The 23,155-nt window shown below is 70.0% G+C and carries 23 protein-coding genes and 1 pseudogene; 14 read left to right on the top strand and 10 right to left on the bottom strand.

All coding sequences use genetic code 11. From position 1 onward, the window contains the following. Positions 1 to 2: 2 nt before the first annotated feature. Positions 3 to 1,172, top strand: a complete 1,170-nt coding sequence (tuf, locus tag ADL01_RS15490; RefSeq protein ID WP_053742569.1) for an elongation factor Tu — start codon at positions 3 to 5, stop codon at positions 1,170 to 1,172. A 179-nt stretch (positions 1,173 to 1,351) separates the two neighbouring features. Next, positions 1,352 to 2,143, top strand: coding sequence for a spermidine synthase (locus ADL01_RS15485; RefSeq protein ID WP_053742627.1), 792 nt, complete (start codon positions 1,352 to 1,354; stop codon positions 2,141 to 2,143). A gap of 149 nt (positions 2,144 to 2,292) precedes the next feature. On the opposite strand, the gene ADL01_RS15480 is transcribed toward ADL01_RS15485, so the two are convergent. Then, on the bottom strand, positions 2,293 to 3,396 hold the full coding sequence (locus ADL01_RS15480; RefSeq protein WP_053742568.1) for a hypothetical protein: 1,104 nt from the start codon (positions 3,394 to 3,396) through the stop codon (positions 2,293 to 2,295). A 478-nt stretch (positions 3,397 to 3,874) separates the two neighbouring features. Between ADL01_RS15480 and ADL01_RS15475 the strand changes: the two genes are divergently transcribed. Then, entirely contained in the window at positions 3,875 to 5,812 is a 1,938-nt protein-coding gene (locus tag ADL01_RS15475) for an RICIN domain-containing protein (RefSeq protein ID WP_053742567.1), read from the top strand. A 129-nt stretch (positions 5,813 to 5,941) separates the two neighbouring features. Further along, the gene (locus ADL01_RS15470; RefSeq protein ID WP_053742566.1) at positions 5,942 to 6,586 is read left to right on the top strand and encodes a DedA family protein; all 645 of its coding nucleotides are present in this window, start codon (positions 5,942 to 5,944) and stop codon (positions 6,584 to 6,586) included. Positions 6,587 to 6,649: 63 nt separating this feature from the next. Here the strand turns inward: ADL01_RS15470 and ADL01_RS15465 are convergent, their stop codons facing one another. Beyond that, on the bottom strand, positions 6,650 to 7,177 hold the full coding sequence (locus ADL01_RS15465; protein ID WP_053742565.1) for a gamma carbonic anhydrase family protein: 528 nt from the start codon (positions 7,175 to 7,177) through the stop codon (positions 6,650 to 6,652). Positions 7,178 to 7,284: 107 nt separating this feature from the next. Here ADL01_RS15465 and ADL01_RS15460 point away from each other — a divergent pair, with 107 nt between their 5' ends. Beyond that, on the top strand, positions 7,285 to 8,076 hold the full coding sequence (locus ADL01_RS15460; protein WP_053742626.1) for an acyltransferase: 792 nt from the start codon (positions 7,285 to 7,287) through the stop codon (positions 8,074 to 8,076). Positions 8,077 to 8,101: 25 nt separating this feature from the next. Here ADL01_RS15460 and ADL01_RS15455 read toward each other — a convergent pair whose 3' ends face one another. Further along, positions 8,102 to 8,959: a DMT family transporter gene (locus ADL01_RS15455; protein ID WP_053742625.1), complete on the bottom strand. Its 858-nt coding sequence runs from the start codon at positions 8,957 to 8,959 to the stop codon at positions 8,102 to 8,104. Positions 8,960 to 9,184: 225 nt separating this feature from the next. Between ADL01_RS15455 and ADL01_RS15450 the strand changes: the two genes are divergently transcribed. Then, positions 9,185 to 9,757: an XRE family transcriptional regulator gene (locus ADL01_RS15450; protein ID WP_053742624.1), complete on the top strand. Its 573-nt coding sequence runs from the start codon at positions 9,185 to 9,187 to the stop codon at positions 9,755 to 9,757. Between the two features lie 44 nt (positions 9,758 to 9,801). Then, a complete protein-coding gene (locus tag ADL01_RS15445; protein WP_053742564.1) occupies positions 9,802 to 10,359 on the top strand; it encodes a YbaK/EbsC family protein in 558 nt (185 codons plus the stop codon). A 30-nt stretch (positions 10,360 to 10,389) separates the two neighbouring features. On the opposite strand, the gene ADL01_RS15440 is transcribed toward ADL01_RS15445, so the two are convergent. Together ADL01_RS15440 and ADL01_RS15435 are read right to left on the bottom strand one after the other, a co-directional pair. Then, positions 10,390 to 11,625 (bottom strand): 4-hydroxybenzoate 3-monooxygenase, encoded by a 1,236-nt coding sequence (locus tag ADL01_RS15440; protein WP_053742563.1) that lies wholly within the window; start codon positions 11,623 to 11,625, stop codon positions 10,390 to 10,392. Positions 11,626 to 11,689: 64 nt separating this feature from the next. Then, on the bottom strand, positions 11,690 to 12,097 hold the full coding sequence (locus ADL01_RS15435) for a CoA-binding protein (protein WP_053742562.1): 408 nt from the start codon (positions 12,095 to 12,097) through the stop codon (positions 11,690 to 11,692). 326 nt (positions 12,098 to 12,423) lie between these two features. Here ADL01_RS15435 and ADL01_RS15430 point away from each other — a divergent pair, with 326 nt between their 5' ends. Both ADL01_RS15430 and ADL01_RS15425 read left to right on the top strand, forming a co-directional pair. After that, the gene (locus ADL01_RS15430; protein ID WP_053742561.1) at positions 12,424 to 13,164 is read left to right on the top strand and encodes a hypothetical protein; all 741 of its coding nucleotides are present in this window, start codon (positions 12,424 to 12,426) and stop codon (positions 13,162 to 13,164) included. Next, the gene (locus ADL01_RS15425) at positions 13,161 to 13,706 is read left to right on the top strand and encodes a SixA phosphatase family protein (protein WP_053742560.1); all 546 of its coding nucleotides are present in this window, start codon (positions 13,161 to 13,163) and stop codon (positions 13,704 to 13,706) included. The genes ADL01_RS15430 and ADL01_RS15425 overlap by 4 nt, the downstream gene beginning before the upstream one ends. 10 nt (positions 13,707 to 13,716) lie before the next feature. Here ADL01_RS15425 and ADL01_RS15420 read toward each other — a convergent pair whose 3' ends face one another. Further along, positions 13,717 to 15,717, bottom strand: a complete 2,001-nt coding sequence (locus ADL01_RS15420; protein ID WP_199834833.1) for an amino acid transporter — start codon at positions 15,715 to 15,717, stop codon at positions 13,717 to 13,719. A gap of 133 nt (positions 15,718 to 15,850) precedes the next feature. On the opposite strand from ADL01_RS15420, the gene ADL01_RS15415 reads away from it, so the two are divergent. Further along, complete coding sequence (locus tag ADL01_RS15415; RefSeq protein WP_053742559.1) at positions 15,851 to 16,477, top strand: YigZ family protein; 627 nt, start codon at positions 15,851 to 15,853, stop codon at positions 16,475 to 16,477. Between the two features lie 1,308 nt (positions 16,478 to 17,785). On the opposite strand, the gene ADL01_RS44700 is transcribed toward ADL01_RS15415, so the two are convergent. Beyond that, on the bottom strand, positions 17,786 to 17,947 hold the full coding sequence (locus ADL01_RS44700) for a hypothetical protein (RefSeq protein WP_159049532.1): 162 nt from the start codon (positions 17,945 to 17,947) through the stop codon (positions 17,786 to 17,788). Between the two features lie 96 nt (positions 17,948 to 18,043). Here ADL01_RS44700 and ADL01_RS41980 point away from each other — a divergent pair. Then, positions 18,044 to 18,169, top strand: a pseudogene (locus ADL01_RS41980) (RNA-binding protein); the annotation flags it as partial. Positions 18,170 to 18,233: 64 nt separating this feature from the next. Here the strand turns inward: ADL01_RS41980 and ADL01_RS15405 are convergent. Together ADL01_RS15405 and ADL01_RS15400 are read right to left on the bottom strand one after the other, a co-directional pair. Beyond that, positions 18,234 to 18,497, bottom strand: a complete 264-nt coding sequence (locus ADL01_RS15405) for a hypothetical protein (RefSeq protein WP_053742557.1) — start codon at positions 18,495 to 18,497, stop codon at positions 18,234 to 18,236. Between the two features lie 331 nt (positions 18,498 to 18,828). After that, positions 18,829 to 20,052 (bottom strand): esterase/lipase family protein, encoded by a 1,224-nt coding sequence (locus tag ADL01_RS15400; protein WP_053742556.1) that lies wholly within the window; start codon positions 20,050 to 20,052, stop codon positions 18,829 to 18,831. Positions 20,053 to 20,526: 474 nt separating this feature from the next. Between ADL01_RS15400 and ADL01_RS15395 the strand changes: the two genes are divergently transcribed. The 3 genes from ADL01_RS15395 to ADL01_RS15385 all read left to right on the top strand — a co-directional run bounded on the left by ADL01_RS15395 (position 20,527) and on the right by ADL01_RS15385 (position 22,324). Beyond that, positions 20,527 to 21,006, top strand: a complete 480-nt coding sequence (locus ADL01_RS15395) for a hypothetical protein (protein WP_159049531.1) — start codon at positions 20,527 to 20,529, stop codon at positions 21,004 to 21,006. 129 nt (positions 21,007 to 21,135) lie between these two features. Continuing rightward, positions 21,136 to 21,519, top strand: a complete 384-nt coding sequence (locus ADL01_RS15390) for a hypothetical protein (protein ID WP_159049530.1) — start codon at positions 21,136 to 21,138, stop codon at positions 21,517 to 21,519. Positions 21,520 to 21,706: 187 nt separating this feature from the next. After that, entirely contained in the window at positions 21,707 to 22,324 is a 618-nt protein-coding gene (locus tag ADL01_RS15385; RefSeq protein WP_199834832.1) for a transposase, read from the top strand. 63 nt (positions 22,325 to 22,387) lie between these two features. Here ADL01_RS15385 and ADL01_RS15380 read toward each other — a convergent pair whose 3' ends face one another. After that, positions 22,388 to 22,786, bottom strand: coding sequence for a hypothetical protein (locus tag ADL01_RS15380; protein ID WP_053742553.1), 399 nt, complete (start codon positions 22,784 to 22,786; stop codon positions 22,388 to 22,390). Between the last annotated feature and the right edge of the window lie 369 nt (positions 22,787 to 23,155).

Raw genomic sequence — 23,155 nt, 5'->3', positions numbered from 1 at the left:
CCATGTCCAAGACGGCATACGTTCGTACGAAACCGCATCTCAACATCGGCACGATGGGTCATGTCGACCACGGCAAGACCACCCTGACCGCCGCCATCACCAAGGTGCTCGCCGAGCGCGGCTCCGGCACGTTCGTTCCCTTCGACCGGATCGACCGCGCCCCGGAGGAGGCCGCGCGGGGCATCACCATCAACATCGCGCACGTCGAGTACGAGACCGACACCCGGCACTACGCGCACGTGGACATGCCGGGCCACGCCGACTACGTCAAGAACATGGTCACCGGGGCCGCGCAGCTCGACGGGGCGATCCTCGTCGTCTCCGCGCTCGACGGGATCATGCCGCAGACCGCCGAACACGTCCTGCTGGCCCGGCAGGTGGGCGTCGACCACATCGTCGTCGCCCTCAACAAGGCCGACGCGGGTGACGAGGAGCTGACGGACCTCGTGGAGCTGGAGGTACGCGACCTGCTCACCGCGCAGGGCTACGGCGGCGACGCGGTGCCCGTCGTACGGGTGTCGGGTCTGAAGGCGCTCGAGGGCGACCCGCGCTGGACGGCGTCGATCGACGCGCTGCTCGACGCGGTGGACACGTATGTGCCCCTTCCCGAGCGGTACTTGGACGCCCCGTTCCTGTTGCCGGTGGAGAACGTGCTCACCATCACCGGCCGGGGGACGGTCGTCACGGGCGCGGTCGAGCGTGGCACCGTCCGCGTCGGCGACCGGGTCGAGGTGCTCGGCGCGGACCTGGAGACGGTCGTCACCGGCGTGGAGACCTTCGGCAAGCCGATGGAGGAGGCGCAGGCCGGGGACAGCGTGGCGCTGCTGTTGCGCGGGGTGCCGCGCGACGCGGTGCGACGCGGGCACGTGGTCTCGGCGCCGGGCAGTGTGGTGCCTCGGCGGCGGTTCTCGGCGCGGGTGTATGTGCTGTCGGGGCGCGAGGGCGGGCGTACGACGCCGGTCGCGACGGGGTATCGGCCGCAGTTCTACATCCGGACCGCGGATGTCGTGGGGGACGTGGACCTCGGTGAGATGGCTGTCGCGCGGCCCGGGGAGACGGTCACGATGACTGTGGAGCTGGGGCGTGAGGTGCCGTTGGAGCCGGGACTCGGGTTCGCCATCCGTGAGGGTGGGCGGACCGTGGGGGCGGGGACCGTGACCGCCGTCGTGTGAGGGGGTCGGGGCGCGTGGGGGCTGCGGGCCGGTTGTGGCTGGTCGCGCCCCCGCGGCGGAGCCGTATCTCGGCACAGCCCCGCGCCCCTTTGGGGCACGTCTCGGCCAGGCACAATGAGAAGGTGAACGACGAGTCGATACCCGTTGCCCGTGCCGTTGACCACGGGTTCGCCAAGCTCATGCCCGATGTCGACCGCGAACGTGCCTGGCTGCTCACCGTCGACGGGGCGCCTCAGTCGTACGTCGATCTGGACGAGCCGACGCATCTGGAGTTCGAGTACACGCGTCGGCTCGGGCACGTCCTGGACACCGTCGCGGAGCCGGGGCGGGCGCTGGACGTGCTGCACCTCGGTGGTGGCGCGCTCACCCTGCCCCGGTATCTCGCGGCCACCCGGCCCGGTTCCCGGCAGGACGTCGTCGAGGCCGATCGTGGGCTGCTCGACCTGGTCGTCGAACACCTTCCGCTGCCCGTCGGCGCGGGCGTCGCCCTGCACGCGGCCGACGCCCGCGCCTGGCTCGAAGCCGCCCCCGACGCCTGCGCCGACGTGCTCGTGGCCGACGTGTTCGGTGGCTCCCGCGTCCCGGCCCACCTGACCTCCGTGACGTACGCCGCAGAGGCCGAGCGGGTGCTGCGCGGCGACGGCGTCTACCTCGCCAACCTGGCCGACGCCGCGCCCTTCGCTTTTCTGCGCTCCCAACTCGCCACGTTCTCGGCTGTGTTCGAGGAACTGGCACTGATCGCCGAGCCGGGCGTGCGGCGGGGCCGCCGCTTCGGCAACGCGGTACTCGTCGCCGCGCACCGCCCCCTGGACACGGCCGCCCTGGCCCGCCGAGTCGCCTCCGACGCCTTCCCGGCCCGCCTCGAACACGGGGCCGCGCTCCAGGACTTCATCGGGAACGCCACACCCGTGCGCGACGAGGACGCGGTGCCGTCACCGGTGCCGCCGCAGGGGGCGTTCGGCATCGGGTGAGGCCCGGGGTGGGCCGACCCGCGGCCGGCCCAGGAGGGGCGGGGCGGGGGAGCCGGCGGAGGTCACCGGGCAACTGCCGTGGCCCGCCGCCGACTTGCCCATCCCTTTCCGCCCAGCCCCGCCCCGACCGGGACCGGCCGATCGCGGCCTCACGCGCCGGTCGGGTCCCCGTGCAGGCGTACCGTGCTCAGGATCTGCATGATCGTCTTCTCGGGGACCTCCCCGTTGACGCCCGTCGCGCCGTACAGGCTCCACGCCACGTAGTCGCCGGCCGAGTTCTTGAAGCCGAAGGTGATCGCCTTGCCGTCGCTCGCGCACTTGCCCTTCTGCGGCGTGTTCTTCGAGTGGGCCCGGGCGAAGCTGCCCTTGATGCCGGACTTCGTGGTGTACGGCGTCGCCTTCTCGTCGTAGACGAGGCTCTTCTTGTCCGGCTGCGTGTAGCCGCCGTAGACCCACCAGGGGACCTGGTTCACGGCGACCTCGCCGGCGTTCTTCGCGCCGCTCGCGCCCTTGGTGCCCACGGCCGCGAGCGCCGTGTCCGACGTACGGCCGTCCTTGTCGTCGTCCGACACGCACCACTTGGACTTGTAGTAGGCGGGTGCCGACATGGTGATGAGCGGCTTGGCGCCGGCCTTGGGGTCGGCGTCCTCGAAGCCGATCAGTGTGCCCGGCGACTTCACCTCCCAGTCCGCCGGCACGTCGAAGGCCGTGCCCCACTTCGGATTCACGACCACCTTCCAGCCGGCGACGGTCGGCTGCTCGGCCTGGGAGCCGCGCGGGTTGTCGTCGGAGGCGGACGCCGGGGAGGACGCGGACGCGGAGGCCGAGTCGCTGGGATCCGCGGATTTCGCGGCGGGCGCCGACGCGGGTGCGGACGAGCCAGGCTGCTGCTTGTCCTTGGTGTCCGAGCCCGCCTGCTCGTCCTTGTCGCCGCCCAGGACCAGGAAGCCGGTCACCCCGGCCGTGATCACGACCGCGGCGGCCGCGACGATGGCGGTGATCCTCGTCCGGTTCCCGCCGCCGCCGGACGGCGGCTGTGGTGCGCCGGTCGGGGCCGGAGCGCCCCAACCCGGTTGCGGGGGCTGGGGATAGGGGTGGGACTGCGGATACCCGGTCTGCTGGTATCCGGGCTGCTGGTACGGGTTCGGCTGTTGATAGCCCGGCTGCTGGTACGGATTGTGCGGCGGGACCTGCGGAGGGTGCGGGTCCTGCGGGTTCTGCTCGCCCCCGGGCGGCTGCTGTTCTGGCCACATGGCCGGTAACGATACGGCGGTCCACGGGCACTTGGCGTCATCAGTATCCTCGGCCGCTCCGTCGCGCGACGGCCAACGTCTCCGGATGGCCGGAAGTTGAAGATTGTGTGTGCCATCCGGGTACTCCTGCACACAACTTGGCACCCTTGCGGGGCTTAATTCCGCAAGCCGGGACGGATACCGTCGGTAACACATCTGAATTGCTCTCGTTTTGAACTTCGGTCACCGAACTCCTTGTTTACGGCGAGACGGGTGTGCGAGTGTGAGCCGACTCGCGCGGGGGCAGAGGTCAGACCCCCTTTTCCCGCTCGGGATTCTGTGCCGGTCGACCCGAACTCCTCAGGTGGCGAGCTTCCCGTGGGTGTGCAATTCGCTCGTGCCGTCCTGCGGCTTGGAAGGAATGGGTTCTGTGCGATCCCCTCACCCCCCGCGTCCGCCCTACCCTCCTCGCCCCGGCGCCACTTCCGGGGAATCCGACATGAACCTCGCCGCGCAACTGCGTGGCCGGGTCGAGGGTGAGAGCGGGTACGCCGTCGCACTGCTGCTGGCGCGTCACTGGCAGTCGACGTACGACTACGCGGCCGTCTGTCTCGCCGCCGAGGGGGACCTCGCCACCATGGCCGCCACGGCGGCCTTTCACCGGGTGCTCGGGCGACTTGAGCGCGGTGAGTCGAATCAGGCGCTGCGGCCCCAACTCCTCGTAGCGGTAAGGGAAACGGTCCGCGAGTGGTCCGCCGACGACGGTATTTCGGGGCTGCTTCCCGAACTCCGCAAACCTACTGGCGCGCGTGGTCTACGCGCGGCGAGGGCTCGCACATCCGAAAAGCGGGAGCTGGCCGAGCGGTCATTCGGCGTGCTCCCGAGAGCGGCCCAGTGCCTGCTCTGGCACACCGAGGTCGAGGCCGAACCCCTTTCCGTACCGGCCGGTCTGCTGGGGGTGTACACAGTGAGCGCCGCGGCGGCGCTGGAGCAGGCCCGCGAGCAATTCCGCAACGCCTGTGTACACGCCCACCGTGAACTCGCGCCGACCAAGGAATGCCGCTTCTACAACCGCCTCCTCGACGTCCCGATCCGACGGGGCGGCGCCCTGTTGCCCGATGTCGAACAGCATCTGCTGGTGTGCCGTCACTGCCGGCACGCCGCCGAGCAACTCAGCCATTTCGAGGGCGAGCTCGGCGTTCTGCTCGCCGAGGCGGTGCTCGGCTGGGGAGCCCGCCGCTATCTCGACTCCCGTCCGGGACGCAGTGGCCCGGGCGAGTACCCCCGCGGACAGGCCGGCCGGGGCGGTGGGCGCCCCGGCGGTGGTGGCCGGCATCGCCTCATGGCCCGTATGCCGCTGCCCGACGAGCGGTTCAACCGCCCGAAGGGACGCACACGGGCCGTGGTCGTCGGCGTCGGTGTCCTCTCGTTCGCGCTGCTCGCGAGTGTGATCGGCCTCCGTGACCGGTCGGACACGAGCTCCATGCCGAAGGCCGACTGGGGCGCGGTGAGCGGCTACACGACCGGACCGGCTGCCGCCTCACCCTCCGCCGGCCAGCAGTCGGTCAGTTCCTCGCCGCCGGCCGGTGACTCGGCGTCGGCCGGTCCCGCCGGCTATCCCGGCGTGACGGAACGCGGCAGGCTGCGCCACCTCGCCACGGGCCTGTGCCTGGACATCCGCGGCGGCCGGGTCGTGGCCGGCGCCGGCACCGGGCTCGCCGTGTGCTCGTCCGCCGCGACGCAGCAGTGGTCGTACGAGGACGACGGTCTTCTGCGCAGCCTCGCCGACCCCGGACTGTGCCTCGACTCCCACTCCGCCGCCGGAGAGGTCTTCCTCTCCGGTTGCGTCGGCTCCCGTGCCGACGAGATTCGCTACGACCTCACTGTCCAGGGCGAACTGCTGCCCCACTGGCGCGAGGAACTGGTCGTCGCACCCGTCTCGCTCCGCGCGGGCGCGGGTGTCGTGGTCAGAACCAGGTCCGGGGCGGTGGGGGAGAAATGGACCCTCGACTCCGACCCCGCCGCGTCCGACGACTCCGCCGGGACGGACGACCGGCAGAAGGACGTCGGGGCGAAGGGCGCCAAGGACCCCAAGAGCGGGGAGTTCGACCAGAAGGACCAGAAGGAGCAGAAGGGGGAGGGTGCTGCGGGCGGTACGCAGCACGCGGCCGAGCCCGGTGCGGGGAACGGGGCTCCGGGGTCCGCCGGGTCGCCCTCATCCACACCCGAGGTCGCGCCCTCGCCCGACGCCGGTACCGGCCAGCAGTTCGAGACGCGGTTCGTCGTGGACGACGGCGGCGAGGAGCCCGCGCCCGCGCCCGCTCCGGCGACGGCCCGGCCGCCGCAGCCGCTGACCGCGGCGCGGCCGGTCGTCGCCACGGTCGCGCAAGGAGTCGGCTCGCTCACGGGGATCGTCGGTTCGCTCCCCTCCAGGTGACGGGCACAAGGCACCGTCAACCCCGGGTGTCACCCTGACCCGGTAGGCTTCCCGGCACGCGCCCGTGGCCGGACGCGTGCCGGGAACGCAGACGTACCGGGCGTACGGCGAGAGCGGAAGGAACCGGCGTTGCACGTGCAGGAATGGCTGGAGACGATCCCCGCGGTCAGTATCTACGCGCTGGTGGCACTGGTCATCGGGTTGGAGAGCCTGGGCATTCCCCTGCCCGGCGAGATCGTTCTGGTCTCCGCCGCGCTGCTCGCCTCCCAGCAGGGTCACATCAACCCGTTCGTCCTCGGTGCCTGTGCGAGCGCCGGCGCGATCATCGGTGACTCCATCGGCTACGCCATCGGCCGCAAGGGAGGCCGGCCGCTGCTGGCCTGGCTCGGCGCGAGGTTCCCCAAGCACTTCGGTGAGGGGCACATCGCCACGGCCGAGCGGTCCTTCGAGAAGTGGGGCATGTGGGCGGTCTTCTTCGGCCGCTTCGTCGCGCTGCTGCGGATCTTCGCGGGGCCCCTCGCAGGGGTGCTGCGGATGCCGTACTGGAAGTTCCTGATCGCCAATGTGCTGGGCGGGATCATCTGGGCGGGCGGTACGACAGCGGTCATCTACTACGTGGGCGTCGTCGCGGAGTCCTGGCTGAAGCGGTTCTCGTGGCTGGGGCTCGTGCTGGCGGTGCTCATCGGTCTGACGTCGATGCTGGTTCTCAAGCGCAAGGCCAAGAAGGTGCAGGGCGCTGTACGTGAGGCGGAGACGGTAGCGGCTGCCGAGTGATGTCGGGCGCGGGCCGTCCGGTGCCTGTCGCCCGGTTCCCCGCGCCCCTTCAGGCGGGCCGCTCTACTCGTGGATCTCCTGGTGGGCCTTCGCCAGTTCCGCGTACATCGTGCCGTTCAGCGAGATCCCCTCCCGCTCCTCCACCGTCAACTCACGTTTCACCTTCGCCGGTACGCCCGCGACCAGTGAACCCGGCGGGACCTCCATGCCCTGCGGTACGAGGGCCTGGGCCGCCACCAGTGAACCCGCGCCGATCACCGCGCCGTTCAGGACCGTCGCACCCATGCCGATCAGGCAGTCGTCCTCGACCGTCGCTCCATGGACCACCGCGTTGTGGCCGACGGAGACGCGTTCGCCGATGGTCACGGGGAAGCTCGGGTCGGCGTGCAGGGTGCAGTTGTCCTGGATGTTGCTCCGGGCGCCGACGGAGATCCGTTCGACGTCGCCGCGCAGCACCGCGCCGTACCAGACGCTCGCGCCCGCCCCTAGGGTCACGTCCCCGATCACCGAGGAAGTGGGCGCCACGAAGGCGTCCTCGTGCACTTTCGGGTCCCGGCCGCCGATGCCGATGATCAACGCCTTGTGCGTCATCTCGCCTCCTGTACCTCGCCTACGTCAGACCGTACGCCACCGCTGTGGGGCGAAGATCACAGGTGTGCGGCCTGCTGGCCCCGCCCGGCCGTGAGTACGGTGTGCGGGTGCCCAAGCCCAAGAACACGTTCTCGTCATGGCGGCGTCGGCTGGCGCAGCGCGCGGTGCACGCGGGCTGGGCCTGGGTGCAGCGCACGGGTTCCGTGACCGCCGAGCACCCCGGGCGGCTGACCTTCCGGGCGATGGGAACAGGTACCAGGCTGGCCTTCCCGCTGGGCACCGTCTTCGGTGAACGCTGGATCGAGCTGGGCTCCCACTGCATCGTCGGCGAGCAGGTGACCCTGACGGCGGGCCTCATGCCGGACCTCGACCTCGGCCCGGACCCCATCCTGCGCATCGGCGACGGTGTAGTCCTCGGCCGGGGCAGCCATGTCATCGCCGACACGACGGTCACCATCGGCAGCGACTGCTACTTCGGGCCGTATGTGTACGTGACGTCCACGAATCATTCGTACGACGATCCGCACGAGCCCATCGGCAAGCAGTGGCCGCGTATGGAGCCGGTCGAGATCGGTCCGGGCTGCTGGATCGGCACCAACGCGGTGATCCTTCCGGGTGCGCGCATCGGGCGAAACGTGGTGGTGGCGGCCGGTGCCGTCGTGCGCGGGACCGTGCCCGACCACGCGGTGGTGGCGGGGGCTCCGGCCAGGGTCGTACGCCGCTGGACGCCGGCCGAGGGCTGGGTGCCTCCGCTGCGGACACCGGCCCCGACGCCGATCCCGGCGGGGACCACCCCGGAGCAGTTGCGGGCCTTGTCGGAGCTGGACGCGCTGGAGGTGGCACGGCTGGCCGAGCTGGACGCCGAGGAGCACACCGGGGACGTACGCGCCGAGTCCTGACCCGCGCGGCCGGGGCGGCCAGGGCTCAGCCCGTCGCCAGCAGAAGGGTGCCCACCAGGGCCAGGCCCGCGCCCGCCGCCTGGACCGCGCGCAGGCGTTCGCTGAGGAAACCGCGTGCCGCCAGGGCGGTGACCACCGGGTAGAGCGAGGCGAGTACGGCGGCCACGGTGACCGGGCCGTGCTGGGCGGCGATCGAGTAGGTGCCGTTGGCGGCGACATCGGCGAGGCCGACGAAGGCGAGCGCCGGGAGGGTCTGCCAGGGGAAGCCGCCCGCCGGGAGGGCGGCGCCGCCCCGGCGGACCGAGACGTACAGCGCTGTGCCGCCGACGGCCACGTTCGTCAGGCGCTGCACGAAGAGCGCGAGGAACAGCCCCGTCAGCGTGCTCGACGCCTCCGCGATCAGGGCGAAGACCGTGCCGAAGCCGAACGCCGCGAGCAGGGTGAGCAGGATCGCCTGCCGCTGCACGGGCGCGCCCCTGAGCTGCGGTCCACCCGCGAGCACGACGCCGACGACGGCGACCGCGATGCCCGTGAACTGGAGCAGCCCGGGGCGCTCGCCGAGGAAGAGCCCGACGCTGATGGGGACGGCCACGCCCAGCGAGCCGAGCGGGGAGACCACGCCCATCGGGCCCAGGGCGAGCGCCTTGTAGAAGGAGAGCAGGGCCACCGGTCCGGCGAAGCCCGCGGCGACCGCGAACCACAGCTGTGGCCCGGCCTCGCTCCAGCCGCCGGTCAGGACGACGATCGTGCCCAGTACGACCGCCGCGATCGACTGCGAGACCACGACCACGGTCAGCGCGGGCATACGCCGGGTCAGCAGTCCGCCGCCGAAGTCGGCCAGCCCCCAGAGCAGGCTGGTGACCAGGGCGAAGAATGCGGTCATGAGGACGCCTCGCAGTACAGTGGAATGAACGGGTCGGTGCACCATACGGTAGTTCAGTGAAGTGAACTCTGTCATCCATAATTTTGCACGCAGGGGAGTGCGGCAGGATGAGGTGCTGAGGCAAGCCCGAAGACGAGTCCGAAGGCAAGGCTGAAGACAGGCTGAAGACAAGGCCGTGGACGAGCCCGAAGAACAAGAGTGTCGGACGAGGATGTGGACGGAACCGTGTCGGATCTCGACCTGTTGACCCAGTCGCTGGCGCGCAGCGTGAAGCGCTGGCGCGCCGAACGCGGCTTCACCCTGGAGGCGCTCGCCGCCCGCGCCGGGGTCAGTCGCGGGATGCTCATCCAGATCGAGCAGGCCCGCACCAACCCCAGCCTCGGCACGGTCGTGAAGATCGGTGACGCCCTCGGCGTCAGCATCACGACCCTGCTCGACCACGAACGGGGCCCGAAGGTCCGGATCGTCCCCGCCGACCAGGCCGTACGGCTGTGGCACACCGACGCCGGCAGCTTCAACCGGCTCCTCGCGGGCACCGAGGCGCCCGGCCCGCTGGAGCTGTGGGACTGGCACCTCATGCCCGGTGACACCAGCCCGTCCGACCCGCACCCCCCGGGCACCTTCGAGATTCTCCACGTCACGGCGGGCGAACTGACGCTCACGGTCGACGGAGTCGAGCACCGTGTCCCGGCCGGCGCGAGCGCCACCTTCGAGGCCGCCGTCCCCCACACGTACGGCAACGACGGCACCGTACCGATGGAGATGGTGATGTCGGTGTCGGTCCCGCCGGTGAGCTGAGCCGTCCCGGCCAGGGCCCCGCCCGCGGCTGTTAGCGTGCCGTCATGCGCGCCCCCATCGGAGACTTCGACACCGCCACTCCCGCCCCCGACTGCCTCGGTGAACTCGTCGCCCCGGTCGCCGACGCCGTACGGCAGTGGGCAGGCGCCGTGTCCGCCGATCAGATCCTGTACGTCGACACCGACCCGGATTGGGCCGACACCGCCGTCTTCGTCGAGCACTACGGGCGGGAGCTCCTCGAACAGTCGGCGAACTGCGTGGTCGTGGCCGGCAAGCGCGGCGGCGAGACCACCCTCGCCGCGTGTCTCGTTCTCTCCGCCACCCGGGTCGATGTGAACGGGGTGGTCCGCCGCCAACTCGGCGCCCGCAAGGCGTCGTTCGCACCGATGGACACGGCCGTCGGGGAGAGCGGGATGGAGTACGGAGGCATCACCCCGATCGGTCTCCCGGACTCCTGGCCCCTGTTGGTCGACTCGGCCCTCATCGACCTGCCCTGGGTGCTGGTCGGCAGCGGGCGGCGACGCGGCAAACTGCTGGTGCCGGGGAAGGCGTTCGCGGGACTTCCGGGTGCGGTGGTGGTGGCCGGTCTGGGCGTCAACTGACGTCAGAGGGTTACGCCTGCTGAGCCGGTGTCAGTGGTCGGCGTCCCTGCCGATGTACACGTCGGCGAACGCCGCCGCGGCCGCGGGGGAGTTCAGGATGCGGCGCAGCCGGGCCAGGGTCGTGCCGGAGCGGAACGGATCGCCCGAGGACGCCCCGTGGTAGATGTCCGACAGCCACAGCGAGAACTCCTGGTACTGCCAGACGCGCCGCAGACACGCCTCCGAGTAGCCGTTCAGGTCGCCGGGGTCGCCCTTGGTGAGGTAGGTGACGAGTCCGTCGCCGAGCAGGAAGGCGTCGTGCAGGGCGAGATTCATTCCCTTGGCGGCTATGGGAGCGGTGAGATGGGCCGCGTCGCCCGCCAGGAACAGCCGCCCGAACTGCATCGGTTCCATCACGTAGTTGTGCATGTCGAGGACGTGCTTCTCGATCAGGCGGCCCTCGTTGAGCGGGGGTGCCCCCAACGCGTCGAACCGCTGGTGGAGTTCGGCCCAGACGCGGTCGTCCGGCCAGTTCTCCGGGTCGTCACCGGGCGGGCACTGAAGGTAGTACCGGGTGACCTCGGGGCCTCGGGCCATGTGCCCGGCGAAGCCTCGCGGGTGGATGCCGAACATCACGCAGTCGTTGGACGGCGGCGCCTCGGCGAGGAGGGCCAGCCAGCCAATGCCGTAGTCGTGCCGCGCGATCCGGGTGTGCGCCGCCGGGATCGCCGTACGGGTCACTCCACGAGCCCCGTCGCATCCGGCGATGAACTCGCCCTGCACATACTCCCGTCGGCCTGTCTCCGCCGATACGTACGACACCGCGGGCCGGTCGGTGTCGAGGTCGTGCACAAGAACGTCCCGCACGCTGAACCGGATGTCGCCGCCACGAACGTCCGCGTACTCGCGCACCAGGTCCGTCACCAGCAGCGGCTGGGGATAGGCGAAGTGGCGGTGGCCCGACAGCTCGGCGTACTCGAACCGGTGGCGTCGGCCGCCGAACCGGAACTCGCACCGCGTGTGCGTACCGGCCCGCTCGAGCAACGCGTCGGCCAGGCCCCGCTGTTGGAGGGCGCGCACCGCCCACTCCTCGATGAACCCGGCCCGGGGGTGCTGCTCGATGTACTCCCGGCTCTCGGTCTCCAGCACCACGCAGTCGATACCGGCGCCCCGCAGGATGTTCCCCACGGTGAGCCCGGCGGGCCCGGCGCCCACGATCACCACCGGAAAACTCCGCGCCGAGGGGGAGTTGGGCGTGGAGCCGGGAGGCGGTGAGGCGAAAGTCACCCGAGCATTATGTCGGCCCGCCCCGGACGGGCGACCCGCACTTTCGGTATCGGCGGCCGACGGCCTAACCGAGGCGGGGCAGCTCGATGGCCGGGCAACGGTCCATGACCATGTCGAGTCCGGCGGCGCGGGTGCGGCCGTAGGCGGCCTCGTCGATGACGCCGAGCTGGTACCAGACGGCCTTGGCGCCGACGGCGACGGCCTCGTCGGCGACCGGGCCGGCGAGGTCGCTGTTCACGAACACATCGACGACGTCGACGTCGAAGGGGATGTCGGCCAGCGAGGCGTAGCCCTGCTCGCCGTGGACCGTCTCGGCCTTCGGGTGGACGGGGACGATCCGCTTGCCGTGCTGCTGGAGTACCTCGGCCACGCGGTACGCGGCCCGCTGCGGGTTCGACGACAGGCCCACGACGGCCCAGGTGTCGCCGAGCTCGGTCAGGATCTTGCGGATCGTCGCTGAGTCGCCGTACACGCCCGGCCTCCTTGGGATTCGTACACTCGCGGTCCCTGCCGTGCGCAACAACAGCGACGGGCCCCCAGTGATTCCCCGCGTGGCCCCCGGGCGCCCCTCCCACGCCCCAGGAGGGAAGCCCCTCAGGGGCGCGGGGAACCACACGCCGGCACGGAGGCGCCCCAAAGGGGCGCGGGGAACTGCGCGACCAGCCCCCACCGGCCGAGAGCCAAATGGCCACCGACATGAACCACCCACCCAAAGGGGCCGCGAGGAACAACGCGACCAACCCGACGGACCCGAGTAAAAACGACCCCCCACCCCAGCGGAGCGTTACTCTCGGCACCGTGCTCCGCATCCTCGACGCCCGAACCAACGAGCCCGTAGTCGCCGCCCCGGCCCGCCGCGCCCTGACCCGTGTCGAGGCGTACGCGCCACGCTTCGACAGCACCGCCCTGCGCGTACTCCTGATCGCCGATGTCCTCGTCCGCGCCCTCGAAGTCGGCGGCACACCCGTCTGGCCGGTGCTGACCGGCGGACAGCAGGTCGCCGAGCTCCGGGCGGGCGCCGCGGCGCTCGGCATCCGCCCCTTCGAGGACCGCGGGGATGTCGGACCGGAGTTCGCGGGGGCCCAGCTGATCGAGGTGGTGAGCGGGGACGAGCGGGCAACGGCCGGCATCCGTCTCGACGTCGCGCCGGCCGACTCCCCGGGCGACCGGGCCGGATCCCTGAGCGCGCCCGGCGACGTCGACCCCGCCACCCTCCGCCTGGCCCTGCTCGCCCGCCCCCGCTCCGAGCCCGTGCGGTTGACCCCGGCCACCCTGGCCGACGCGGGGTGCGCGCTCGCGCACTGGCGCCGGTCGGTCGCCGTCTGGGCGTCGCAGCCCTCCAGGCCGGTGCCCGAGGCCGTACGCCAGGACCTGCGCGCCGCCTGGGAGGACGACCTGGACGTGCCCGCCGTACTGGACGTGCTGCGCCGCGTCGAGACCCTGGACGGGATGGCGGACGGTGCCCGCTTCGAGACGTACGCCTACGCCGACCGCATCCTCGGCCTCGAACTCACCCGCGAGATCGGATCGTTGACGTGACCACCCACCACGGTGCCGGCCCGCTCCGCCGCCTCGTCGTCCTGCGGCATGCCAAGTCCGCCTGGCCGATGGGCGTCGACGACCACGACCGCCCCCTCGGACCGCGCGGCCTGCGCGACGCCCCGGCCGCCGGACGCGCCCTCGCCGAGACCGACTGCCTGCCCGACCTCGTCCTGTGCTCCACCGCCGAACGCGCCCGCCACACCTGGGAGTTGGCGGCGGCCGAGTGGAGCGCCCCGCCGCCGGTCCGCCACGAGCCGAGGCTGTACGGCGCCGCCGTACCGGAGTTGCTGGCCCTTGTGCGTGAAGTCCCGCCCACAGTTGGGACGTTGCTCCTGGTCGGCCACAACCCCGGCCTGGAGGAACTGGTGCTGGAGCTGGCCGGGGACGACCTCGACGACGCGCTGGACGACGTACGGACGAAGTTCCCCACCTCCGCGGTCGCCGTCCTGGCCTGGCGCGGCGACAGTTGGCGCGACCTCGCGCCCGGCACAGCCCTGCTCACGAGTCTGATCGTGCCGCGCGGCAAGGCGCCCCGCTGACCTGACCCGCTCAGCCCACGTGAACGCGTGGACGGCGATCGAGGTCCGGTTCCGCGCGCCGGAGAACCTCGCGGGTGACCGGGGCGACCTCGCCGTGGCCGAAGATCAGGAAGCGGACGAGGTGGCTGAAGGGGTTGCCCTCGGTCCAGTTGAAGTAGGCGTGCGGGACCTGTCCGGTGCGGTCGCGCAACCGCATCAGCACCGCCGCGATGGTGTTCGGGACGGTCGCGCCCTCCACGCGCAGTCGGCGTGCGCCGTGCTTCTCGTCGCCGTGCACGGCGAGGTCGGCCGTGAAGTCGGAGGAGTCCCGCACGAACACCTCCAGGAACAGCACGGGACGGCCGTCCGGGATGTGGGTCTGCTCGCGCTGGCTGTACTCCTTGGCGCGGTACTCCAGGGTGCTGTGCTCCTGGGGCTCGTTGGCGACCAGGAGCAGCGGGCCGCTGGCCGCCGCCTCGTCGATGATCCGGACGGCGGTCTCGTCGAACGTCACTTCCGCGGCCCGCAGTTCGAAGGCGCGGCGCACCCGTGAGGCGAACGACGTGACAAGGATCGCCACGATGAAGATCATCGCGATCTTGATGCCGTCGGGCCGCTCGATCACGTTCGTGACCAGCGTGTAGCCGAACACCGCGGTGATCACGCCGAAGCCGATCGTGGCGGCCGGACGGCCGCGCCTGTGCACGGCGACCGCCGACGCGAACGACGCGGACAGCATCAGCACCAGCACACCGGTCGCGTACGCGCCGCTCTGGTCGTCGACGTTCGCGTGGAACCACAGCGTGATGAACACGGCCGCCGCCATGAACACCAGCACCAACGGCCGGACGGCCCGCGTCCATTCGGGCGCCATGCCGTAGCGCGGCAGATAGCGCGGTACGAGGTTCAGCAGACCGGCGAGCGCGGAGGCGCCCGCGAACCAGAGGATCGCGATCGTCGAGACGTCGTAGACCGTGCCGAAGGCCTCGCCGAGGTGCTCGTGGGCGAGATAGGCGAGCGCGCGCCCGTTCGCCGGGCCGCCGCTCTCGAAGGCGGACTGCGGGATCAGGATCGTCGTCGCCAGACTGGACAGCAGCAGGAAGCAGCTCATGATCACGGCGGCCGTCGTGAGCAGCTTGCGGGTCTCCCGGATCCGCCCCTCGGGCCGCTCGTGCGTGTCCGTCCTGTCCCCCTTGACCTGCGGCATCACCGCCACGCCCGTCTCGAAGCCGGACATGCCGAGCGCCAGTTTCGGGAAGACGAGCAGCGCCACACCGATCATCGCGATCGGCGAGGAGTGCTCCGCGGTCATCGCGTCGGTCCAGTCGCCGATCCTGACGGGGTGGCTGAGCACCTCCCACGCGGAGACGGTGAGGACGATCACGTTGAGAGTGAGATAGGCGCCCACGAGCACCACGGCGATGCCGATGGCCTCCTTGAAGCCCTTCAGGAACACCGCACCCAGCCCGAGGACCAGGACGAGCGTGATCCACACGTTCCCGCCGTGCATCCAGTGTGGAGCGAAAGGATTCTCCACGACATGCGCGGAGGCGTCCGCAGCCGACAGAGTGATCGTGATCATGAAGTCCGTGGCCGCGAACCCGAGCAGCACGAGGACGAAGATCTTCCCCGACCACCAGGGCAGCAGCCGCTCCAGCATGGCGATCGACCCCTCGCCGTGCGGACTCTCCCGCGCGACGCGGCGATAGACCGGCAGCGCGCCGAGCAGCGTCAGCGCGATCAGCACGAGCGTGGCGAGCGGCGAGAGCAGACCGGCCGCGAGGGCGGCGATGCCCGGCTGATAGCCGAGCGTCGAGAAATAGTCGACGCCGGTCAGACACATGACCCGCCACCACGTGTGCCCCCGGTGGTCCTCGGCCGGAGTGGCGTGCGGCCCCGGATGCCGGGCCGACTGCTCGCTGAGCCCCTCCAACAGCCAGGCGCGCCAGCGGGCCGCAGGCCGCACGGACGCGGGGGGCGTCGGGCCCGGCGGCCCGGCGCTGTCCGTACGATCCATATCGACGCCGGTCATGCGGTGATCTCCTCAGGGTCTTCTTTGCGCGCTGTTTGCTTCTTTGTTGACTTCTCTATGCGTTCGCCCGGCCTGCGGCCTTTTGGCAACGACGAGTGAGTATCCACCACGCCCACGACCGTAGGGTGGCCGGATGCCGGACGAGTACCGCACAGTCGCCCACGCGGGCGTGCACGAGACCGAGGTCAACCGTTCCCGCTTCCTGTGCGCCCTCGCCCCGGCGGCCACCGAACAGGAGGCCCAGGAGTTCGTCGCCGCCGTCCGCAAGGAACACGCCGACGCCACCCACAACTGCTTCGCGTACGTCATCGGCGCCGACGCCTCCGTACAGAGGGCGAGCGACGACGGCGAACCGGGCGGCACCGCCGGAGTCCCCATGCTCCAGATGCTGCTGCGCCGGGACATGCGGTACGTCGTCGCCGTCGTCACCCGCTACTACGGCGGCGTCAAGCTCGGTGCGGGCGGACTCATCCGGGCGTACGGCGGCGCGGTCGGCGAGGCGCTGGACGCCCTTGAGGTGCGCACCCGCCGCCGGTTCCGCCTGGCCACGGTGACCGTCGACCACCAGCGGGCCGGAAAGATCCAGAACGACCTGCGCTCGACCGGACGCGAGGTGCGTGACGTGCGCTACGGGGAGGCCGTCACGCTCCAGATCGGGCTGCCGGACGCCGATGTGGAGGCGTTCCGGGCGTGGCTGGCAGACGTGACGGCGGGAACCGCCGGGTTCGAACTCGGGGGAGAGGCGTACGGGGACGCATAAGCGCCGTGACGCCCTCGAGGGCCGGGCAACGGGCCGGGCACCGGGCCGTGTGTGAGGCCGCACACCGGGCTGATACGGGAGTAACCACCCGTGATCTCAGACCCGGCTGTTAGTTTCGGGGATCATGAGACTGCTGCACAAATTTTCGGGACGCTGCTTACCGTAAGTGCGCCAGATGTGGCAAAGCTGCAGGTCAGAGAGTTGTTGTTCGCTCCATGAGAGGTCCATTGGCGTTGCCGGTGCTGGTTGGGTGCTGACCTGTGGGCACCCCTCGTCATCCCTGGTGACCTGTCCCGTGCTGGTTCTGTGCTGGGTGCGGAGGGCTTCGAATTGCAGGCGGTGGAGCGAGGTCTGGCAGCCGCCCTATTCGCAGTCGCCGAACTGATGGGTTTGGCGAGGCTGCTTCTGGCGGACCGGTTTTCATTTGCCTGCGCCCGCATGCCGAGCGCCAGTGCTGAACAGGTCCCAGCAGGACTGGACACGTCAGACGGAGCATCCGTGTTGGGGCGGCAGTCGAAGAATCCACTTTCCGCGTATGGCAGCCTTGTGGCAGATCATCCGCTTCAATTCCGCAGCGGCCCGAATCCGGGAAATGTGGGGCACACTCTGCGAGCTCTTCCGAGGTGCGCACGCTGTGACCGCAGGCGGTAGGTGTCGGGGCTGTCAGCAGATTCTTCGTCTGCTTGGCGGTACAGCAGCTGAATCCGCGCTGACCTGGCAAAACGGTAGTTGGCGCAGCCTTCGGTCGGGGACTGGGCCGGAAATGGTCCGGATCCTGGTCTGGCGGCGCCGGTTCGGGTCATGCTGAGGCTGCAGCGCGAGCGATGGGGAGCGAGCGGGACTGGACAGGGCAGATGGTTGGCTGCCCGGACGCTGGCTATCTGGGATCGAGGGTGTGGTGGTGGACCCGCGGGCTGGTCCAAATAGTGCGGGGTCGGAGCTTGTGCCCCGGCGTCGGCCGAGCCGCAGCAGTCGATGGTCGCGAACCGAAGCCACGGCGCAGGGCACAGCTGGGAAATCACCGCGTTGAAGTCCCGGCTGGCAGCCGCCCGGAGCCCCCGTACTTCGCACACCGGGTCTGGGTGAAACCGGCAGTCAAGTGACCGGAGTGATAAGAACCGTATGACGGAAGACTGTCATGTACGGATCTGTTGGAGCCCCGGGCTGAGATGCCGGGGCCACCAGACCAGTTTTCCGCAGCCGCCGTCAGCGCGCACACTCTGTTGCGATTCTCGCGACCTCGCGACATGAACAGGCAACTGAAAGGCCGCCAAACAGAACCTGATTGCGTTGACGAACCCATCTGCTCTATCGAAGCGCTTCGGCTTTTGTGTGATCGGCGCGCGCGAGATCGATCACCATGCGCTCGATCTCGCGCAGTAGCGCCGATATCTCCTCGGTGTTGAGGTATTGGTCGTCCGCTTCGAGTGAGAGGTTGAGCCGGTCCACGTTGTACCACAGGTGGATCATCGCCTGGACCCGAAGCGGGCCGGCGCCGACGGCGCGTGCATCGTGGTGTTCGAGGGGGGTCGGAGGCGCGTCCTCGTCGTGCCGCAGGAACGCGTCGGCGAGGCGAACGTCAACCCGGACTCCCCGCGTGAGCAGCAGCTGACAAACATCCGCCGCATCTACGGCCCCGAGAAGGAGGCCCTGGGAGTCCTCGCCATCGAGATCGAACGCGTCACAGCCTGACCCGCACACAAAGAGGCGCCCCGTCCCCGGCATTCCAGCTGCCGGGGACGGGGCGCCTCGCATGCTAACCGCGCCTGATCGACGTCGTCGCTGCGCGGCGCGGCAGTGCTGGGGTATCACCAGGTTCGGCGGCCATGGAGTTGAAGGTCTCCCGCATGAGCCGGTCGGTGGCGCCGGGCTGTTCGACCAGGCTGTCGAAGAGGTCGGCAAGCAGCCAGAGCACGAAGGTGTGCACCATGGCTTCCTTCGGCGGGATCGTCCCGAACTGGTCGCGCCAGGCCACGGCGTCCATGCCCATGGCCGCGGCCACGAGGACGCCGGCGACCATCGGTCCCGCGCGTTCGTGACCTCTGGCAGAAGATCTTGGCCGGTTGCCAGGAGAGTTTGATGGCCAAGAGGTACTTGCCACTTGATCTTGACCCCTGGTGTCAGCCTTCGAGTTGGGGTTCGTCAAGTCCGGGCAGTGTCACCGCCTGCCGTTGGGCCAGGGATCGAACCGTCGGTTCGTGGCGGCCGGTCCGGTCCGGGAGTTCCGCTGGGCCCAGGAAGGGTGAGAGCACCCCTGCGATTTGCTGACCTGGCCGTAGGTGGTGCGGACGCCGCCTCATCCCGTCGATGTGGCGAGGGGCGGCGTCCGTTGTTCCGGGGCGGGCCAGGGGTCAGCGGTCGAACTCCCCGATCAGCCAGGTGCACAGCTCCTCGGTCGGGAGGGTGTGCGGGGTCGTCGTGGACGAGCAGTGGAACGCGTCCACGCCGCTCTGGGAGGGGTTCAGGCTGTCGACCCTGGTGTACAGGTCTTCCTGGCGCTCGAAGTCCAGGATGTCGACCGCGCTGACCGAGGGGACGAAGCACACCTTCGGGTGCCGCAGGTCCGCCTCGCCGCCTGCTTCGATCATGGAGTGGGCGAGGATCTCGTACGTCGCGAGCGTCCCGCCGGGTGCGCCGTCCAGTTCCGGGAAGCCGCTGGTCGTGATGGTCTGCTCGGTCTCCGGGAACTTCCGGTACAGGTAGGCGACCGTCACGTCGTCGCCCTGTGCCTGGGCGTAGAAGGTGGTGCCGGGGTAGCGGACCTCGACCCGCAGGGCGACCTCGCCGGGCCCTACGTCGGGCAGCCCGATGGCGTCGCCGCGGCCGTTGGCGACCGCCAGCTTGCGCGGAATCTGCGGCCACTGGCCGACCCGCGCCAGCTCGTTCAGCAGCGCCGTGCGCTCGGGGGCCACCCCGGTCTTCTTGGTCGCCTCGTCGTAGTGCTGCCACAGCATCTGACGGGCCGCTGGGCTGTTCATCTGCTGCCTGAAGGGGTGGGGCTTGAAGTTCACTGGCGGGAGCAGGTACGCGAACGCCTGGACGCCGATGGGGATGGTGGCGCCGCGGTGCGGGGTGTCGAACGAGAAGTACACGCCCGTCTGGTGCTCGTCCTCGTGGAAGTCGGTCTCCATCCGGGCGAGGGTGTAACGGGTGATCAGCCCACCCATGCTGAAGCCGCCAACGATCAGCCGCTCGGAGCCCTCGCGGAGCTGGATGGTCTTGCGGATGGTGGCCTCGGCCGCCTTCGAGTTCTCCACGATGGACGCGGTGCGGTTGTCGAAGCCGAGCAGGATCACATCCCGGCCGCTTCGACGGAGTTCGGTGAGGAAGGGATAGTCCTCACCGTCCAGGAACTGGTAGAGCTTGTCGAGTTCGCTCTTGCCGTGGTTGAAGCCGTCGGCGATGATCACCGGCCGGGTGAGGCGGTGGCCGTCACCGGCGTGGAATACCCAGGCGAAGCCCTTGTCGATGTCGTCCCACACCTCGTGATCGGGGACGTCGATCGGATGGGTGGGCGCGTCGAGCGGGTCGCCGATCCTGATCGGTCCGATCTCGGGCTCGGTGGTCTCGGACATGGCCGTGTCTCCTCGCAGTAGGGGTGGGGGAACGACCACATCATGAGGGGTGAAATGCCTGCACCACCCGTTTGACCTGCGGAGTTCATTACAAATGATGTATTGTCCCGCAGGAATTGTTTAGCCCGGGGGACATCGGTGCCACTGCTCGGTCGGCGAGGAACCCGGGGCTGGCCAGGCTTGCGACCGAGAACATCACGATCGGACCAGTGACGGTCCTGCCGTCGCGCACCGGCACGATGTGTGGCTGCCTGGCGACCCCGAGGTACTGGCATACACGATCCGGGAAATGGTCAAGATCGAGTGACAAACGGCCAAGATCAAGTGTCAGAGGACATGACCTCTGACATTTGGTTGCTGCACGGCGCCGCTGCACGGGGTCAGCTGCTGCGGGTGGCCCACTGCTCCATCGGGCTCGGGTCCTTCTTCAGCAGGGTGTCGCGGCGGGACTGCGCGGTAGCCCGGGTGACGCCCATGGAGTTTGCCAGCGCGCCGTACGTGCCGCGCGACGGCGATAGCGACGGCCCGAAGACCTCGGCCAAGAAGTCGGCGCCGGCCACGCCCACCGCCAAGCACTCCGCTGGCGACGACGTTGACCAGGTCAGCGGCAACGAAACCGTCACCGAGGCTCCGAAGATCGGCCGGAAGATCATCGCCTCGTTCGCCAACGGGCAGTTCGGTCGCGCCATCCCCTTCAAGGGCGGGCTGCGCAAGGGAACCCTCGGGATCGCCCTGAACTGCGAGGGCAAGGGCAAGGGCAAGGGCAAGGGCAAGGGCAAGGGCACGGTGAAGGTCGAGGTCCCGGACCTCGGCCTGACCTTCACCGAGGACTGCGAGGCCGGCAAGGTCGCCTGTATCTACAACGAGGTGGAGATCAGCACAGCGGACCCGGACGCGTACGTCCACGTCAACGGCACCTCCGGCGTGCGCTGGTCGGTCTCCGCCGGGCAGTGACACACCTGAACCGGACCAACACGGTTTCTCAAGCGAATTCTCACCGGGCTTCCACCTCTAAGTGGGCGCCAACTCCCGTATTCATCAGCGGATTTGATCGTTTGCAAGTGCGGTTACTATGATCCGATCATGAACAATTTGCTGAAGACGGGGGCAGTGACGGCCGCGTGTGCCGCACTGCTTGTAGCAACTTCCGGTTCCGCTCAGGCGGCGTCGTGGGACTTCAAGAACATCCAGCAGAACGAGACGCTCAACGAAGGCCCGGTCATCGGGTCGGCGAAGTGGACCGACGCCGGGGACAAGCTGACCGTGTGCGACAAGCGCGCGGACGGCAAGTCGGTGGCGGTGTACGTCGTGAACAGGCACGGCCACAAGGTGCTGCTGAAGGTGCGGGCGCTCAGCAAGGGCAAGTGCGCCTCCGGCACCAAGGACCTGGACGAGAACAAGACCTACGAATGGTGGGTCTCGCACGGCAACGACGGCGATGACCTGATCAAGATCAGCAAGCCGTAGTAGGACACTGCCTGACGTTCTGCCGTCAGGAGTTCAGCGAGGCGTTCGGCTGGGAAACCCCAGCCGGACGCCTCGCCCGCGTACCGGCACCTCCAAAGAAGCGTCGCGAAGCGGGTCCCACCCGTTCGGGTGTGCCTGACCGGCTGGATCTGCTGTCTCCTCGGTCCAGACGCCGAGGAGGTGCGCGGTGGACAACGAACGCGCCGCCGTCGCACCGGCGTTGGCCGCAGGCGTCTGCGGGCTGCTGGTCAAGGACGCCGGCGGTACGGCGGTGCGCGACGCGATCCGCAGCGTCGTCCGTACCGGCACCTTCGGCACCGGCACATTGCGCGCCGGGCGGTCCGCCCCCTCCGCGGCTCTCGCCCAGCACTCCGACGGACGCCTGTTCGTCTCGCTGCCCCGGGCCGGGCGCGTCAACGCCGCACAGATGCTCGCCGAGTGGGGTGACTCCCGCGATGCCTACGACGGGCCGGACGCCGTCGCGGCCTTCGCCGGCGTCGCCCCGGTCACCAAGGCACCGGGACGCATGCGCGGAGTCTCCTACCGCTGGGCCTGCAATAAACGCCTCCGCCAGGCCATCACGACCTTCGCGGACAACAGCCGCCACGAAAGCCTCTGGGCGGCGGACGTCTATCAGCGGGCCCGAACCCGCGGCATGGACCACCCGCACGCCATCCGGGTCCTGGCCCGCGCATGGGACCGTGTGATCTACCGCTGCTGGCTCAACCACGAGCCCTACGACCCCGCCCGACACGGCGCGGCACAACACTTCTTGCCCCAGCCCAAGCTGGTTCAAGCGGTCTGAGGTTGACACAGGGGGTGTCATCGATGGGCCTTCCAAGGGCGGTGACGGGTGCTGGATGGGTCTCTAGAGCCATTCGAAGGCGCGCCGGACGTCACTCGCGGCCCCGGCGAGGTTGTCGGCGTGCAGTCGCACGTCGAAGTCGTACGGGTCGTCGGCGGTGTCCATGACGCGCTCGGAGGCGGCGTCGAAGACGCCGGCGAACGCCTCGTGGACACCGGCGGCCTTGAAGGTCTGGACGATGTCGTCGTGGTCGGCGCCGCCGCGCCGGACGGCGTCCTCGAGCAGGCCCAGCGCGGCGGCCGCGGCCGGGGCGAGCACGGCCAGGTCCTCGCAGCCGGTGGTGCCGGCGGTCCGTTCGGCCGACGTCTGGACGCTGCTGATCCGGGCGAGCCCTTGACCTGCGCATTTCCCGCCCGTGGGAACCGTGCGTCCGGATCCGGCACCCGCCGACCGCCGGAGCACACTCCGGAGTGCGCGTCGGGGACGCACCGCCACGCCCTCGCGATGAGGAGCTGCACTCTTGTCTGGACGGCCAGGGCGTGGAGGGCGTCGCGTACGGGCAGGGGGCGACGGTGTCGCCGGGGGCGGCGGCGTGCGCGGTGGCGGGGGAGAGCATGACGGCGAGCGTGGAGGCCACGGGGGCAGCGGTACGGGCTCAGGCGGAGCGCACGGAGGATTCCTCTCGAGATCATGAACGGTTCGTGATCTTCGTAGTGGGGCGGGGGCCTCACACTGCCCGGCGATCCGCTGCCGGCTCACCCGTACGGATCGGTAAGTCGCGCAGGGGTCCCGACGCCGCTGTGGTCAGGCCATCGGGTCGCCGGGCCGCCT

The sequence above is a fragment of the Streptomyces sp. NRRL WC-3618 genome (assembly GCF_001280005.1).
GTDB lineage: Bacteria > Actinomycetota > Actinomycetes > Streptomycetales > Streptomycetaceae > Streptomyces.
Note: the sequence above shows the minus strand (reverse complement) of the source record. Positions and strands in the feature narration are given on the sequence as shown.

Coding starts and splice junctions, on each gene's coding strand:
- ADL01_RS15420 (WP_199834833.1), bottom strand. CDS start 15,717: ATGACCGGCGTCGATATGGATCGTACGGACAGCGCCGGGCCGCCGGGC.
- ADL01_RS15480 (WP_053742568.1), bottom strand. CDS start 3,396: ATGTGGCCAGAACAGCAGCCGCCCGGGGGCGAGCAGAACCCGCAGGAC.
- ADL01_RS15475 (WP_053742567.1), top strand. CDS start 3,875: ATGAACCTCGCCGCGCAACTGCGTGGCCGGGTCGAGGGTGAGAGCGGG.
- ADL01_RS15415 (WP_053742559.1), top strand. CDS start 15,851: ATGCCGGACGAGTACCGCACAGTCGCCCACGCGGGCGTGCACGAGACC.
- ADL01_RS44700 (WP_159049532.1), bottom strand. CDS start 17,947: ATGATCCACCTGTGGTACAACGTGGACCGGCTCAACCTCTCACTCGAA.
- ADL01_RS15485 (WP_053742627.1), top strand. CDS start 1,352: ATGCCCGATGTCGACCGCGAACGTGCCTGGCTGCTCACCGTCGACGGG.
- ADL01_RS15400 (WP_053742556.1), bottom strand. CDS start 20,052: ATGTCCGAGACCACCGAGCCCGAGATCGGACCGATCAGGATCGGCGAC.
- ADL01_RS15405 (WP_053742557.1), bottom strand. CDS start 18,497: ATGGTCGCCGGCGTCCTCGTGGCCGCGGCCATGGGCATGGACGCCGTG.
- ADL01_RS15445 (WP_053742564.1), top strand. CDS start 9,802: ATGCGCGCCCCCATCGGAGACTTCGACACCGCCACTCCCGCCCCCGAC.
- tuf (WP_053742569.1), top strand. CDS start 3: ATGTCCAAGACGGCATACGTTCGTACGAAACCGCATCTCAACATCGGC.
- ADL01_RS15395 (WP_159049531.1), top strand. CDS start 20,527: ATGGAGTTTGCCAGCGCGCCGTACGTGCCGCGCGACGGCGATAGCGAC.
- ADL01_RS15390 (WP_159049530.1), top strand. CDS start 21,136: ATGAACAATTTGCTGAAGACGGGGGCAGTGACGGCCGCGTGTGCCGCA.
- ADL01_RS15455 (WP_053742625.1), bottom strand. CDS start 8,959: ATGACCGCATTCTTCGCCCTGGTCACCAGCCTGCTCTGGGGGCTGGCC.
- ADL01_RS15465 (WP_053742565.1), bottom strand. CDS start 7,177: ATGACGCACAAGGCGTTGATCATCGGCATCGGCGGCCGGGACCCGAAA.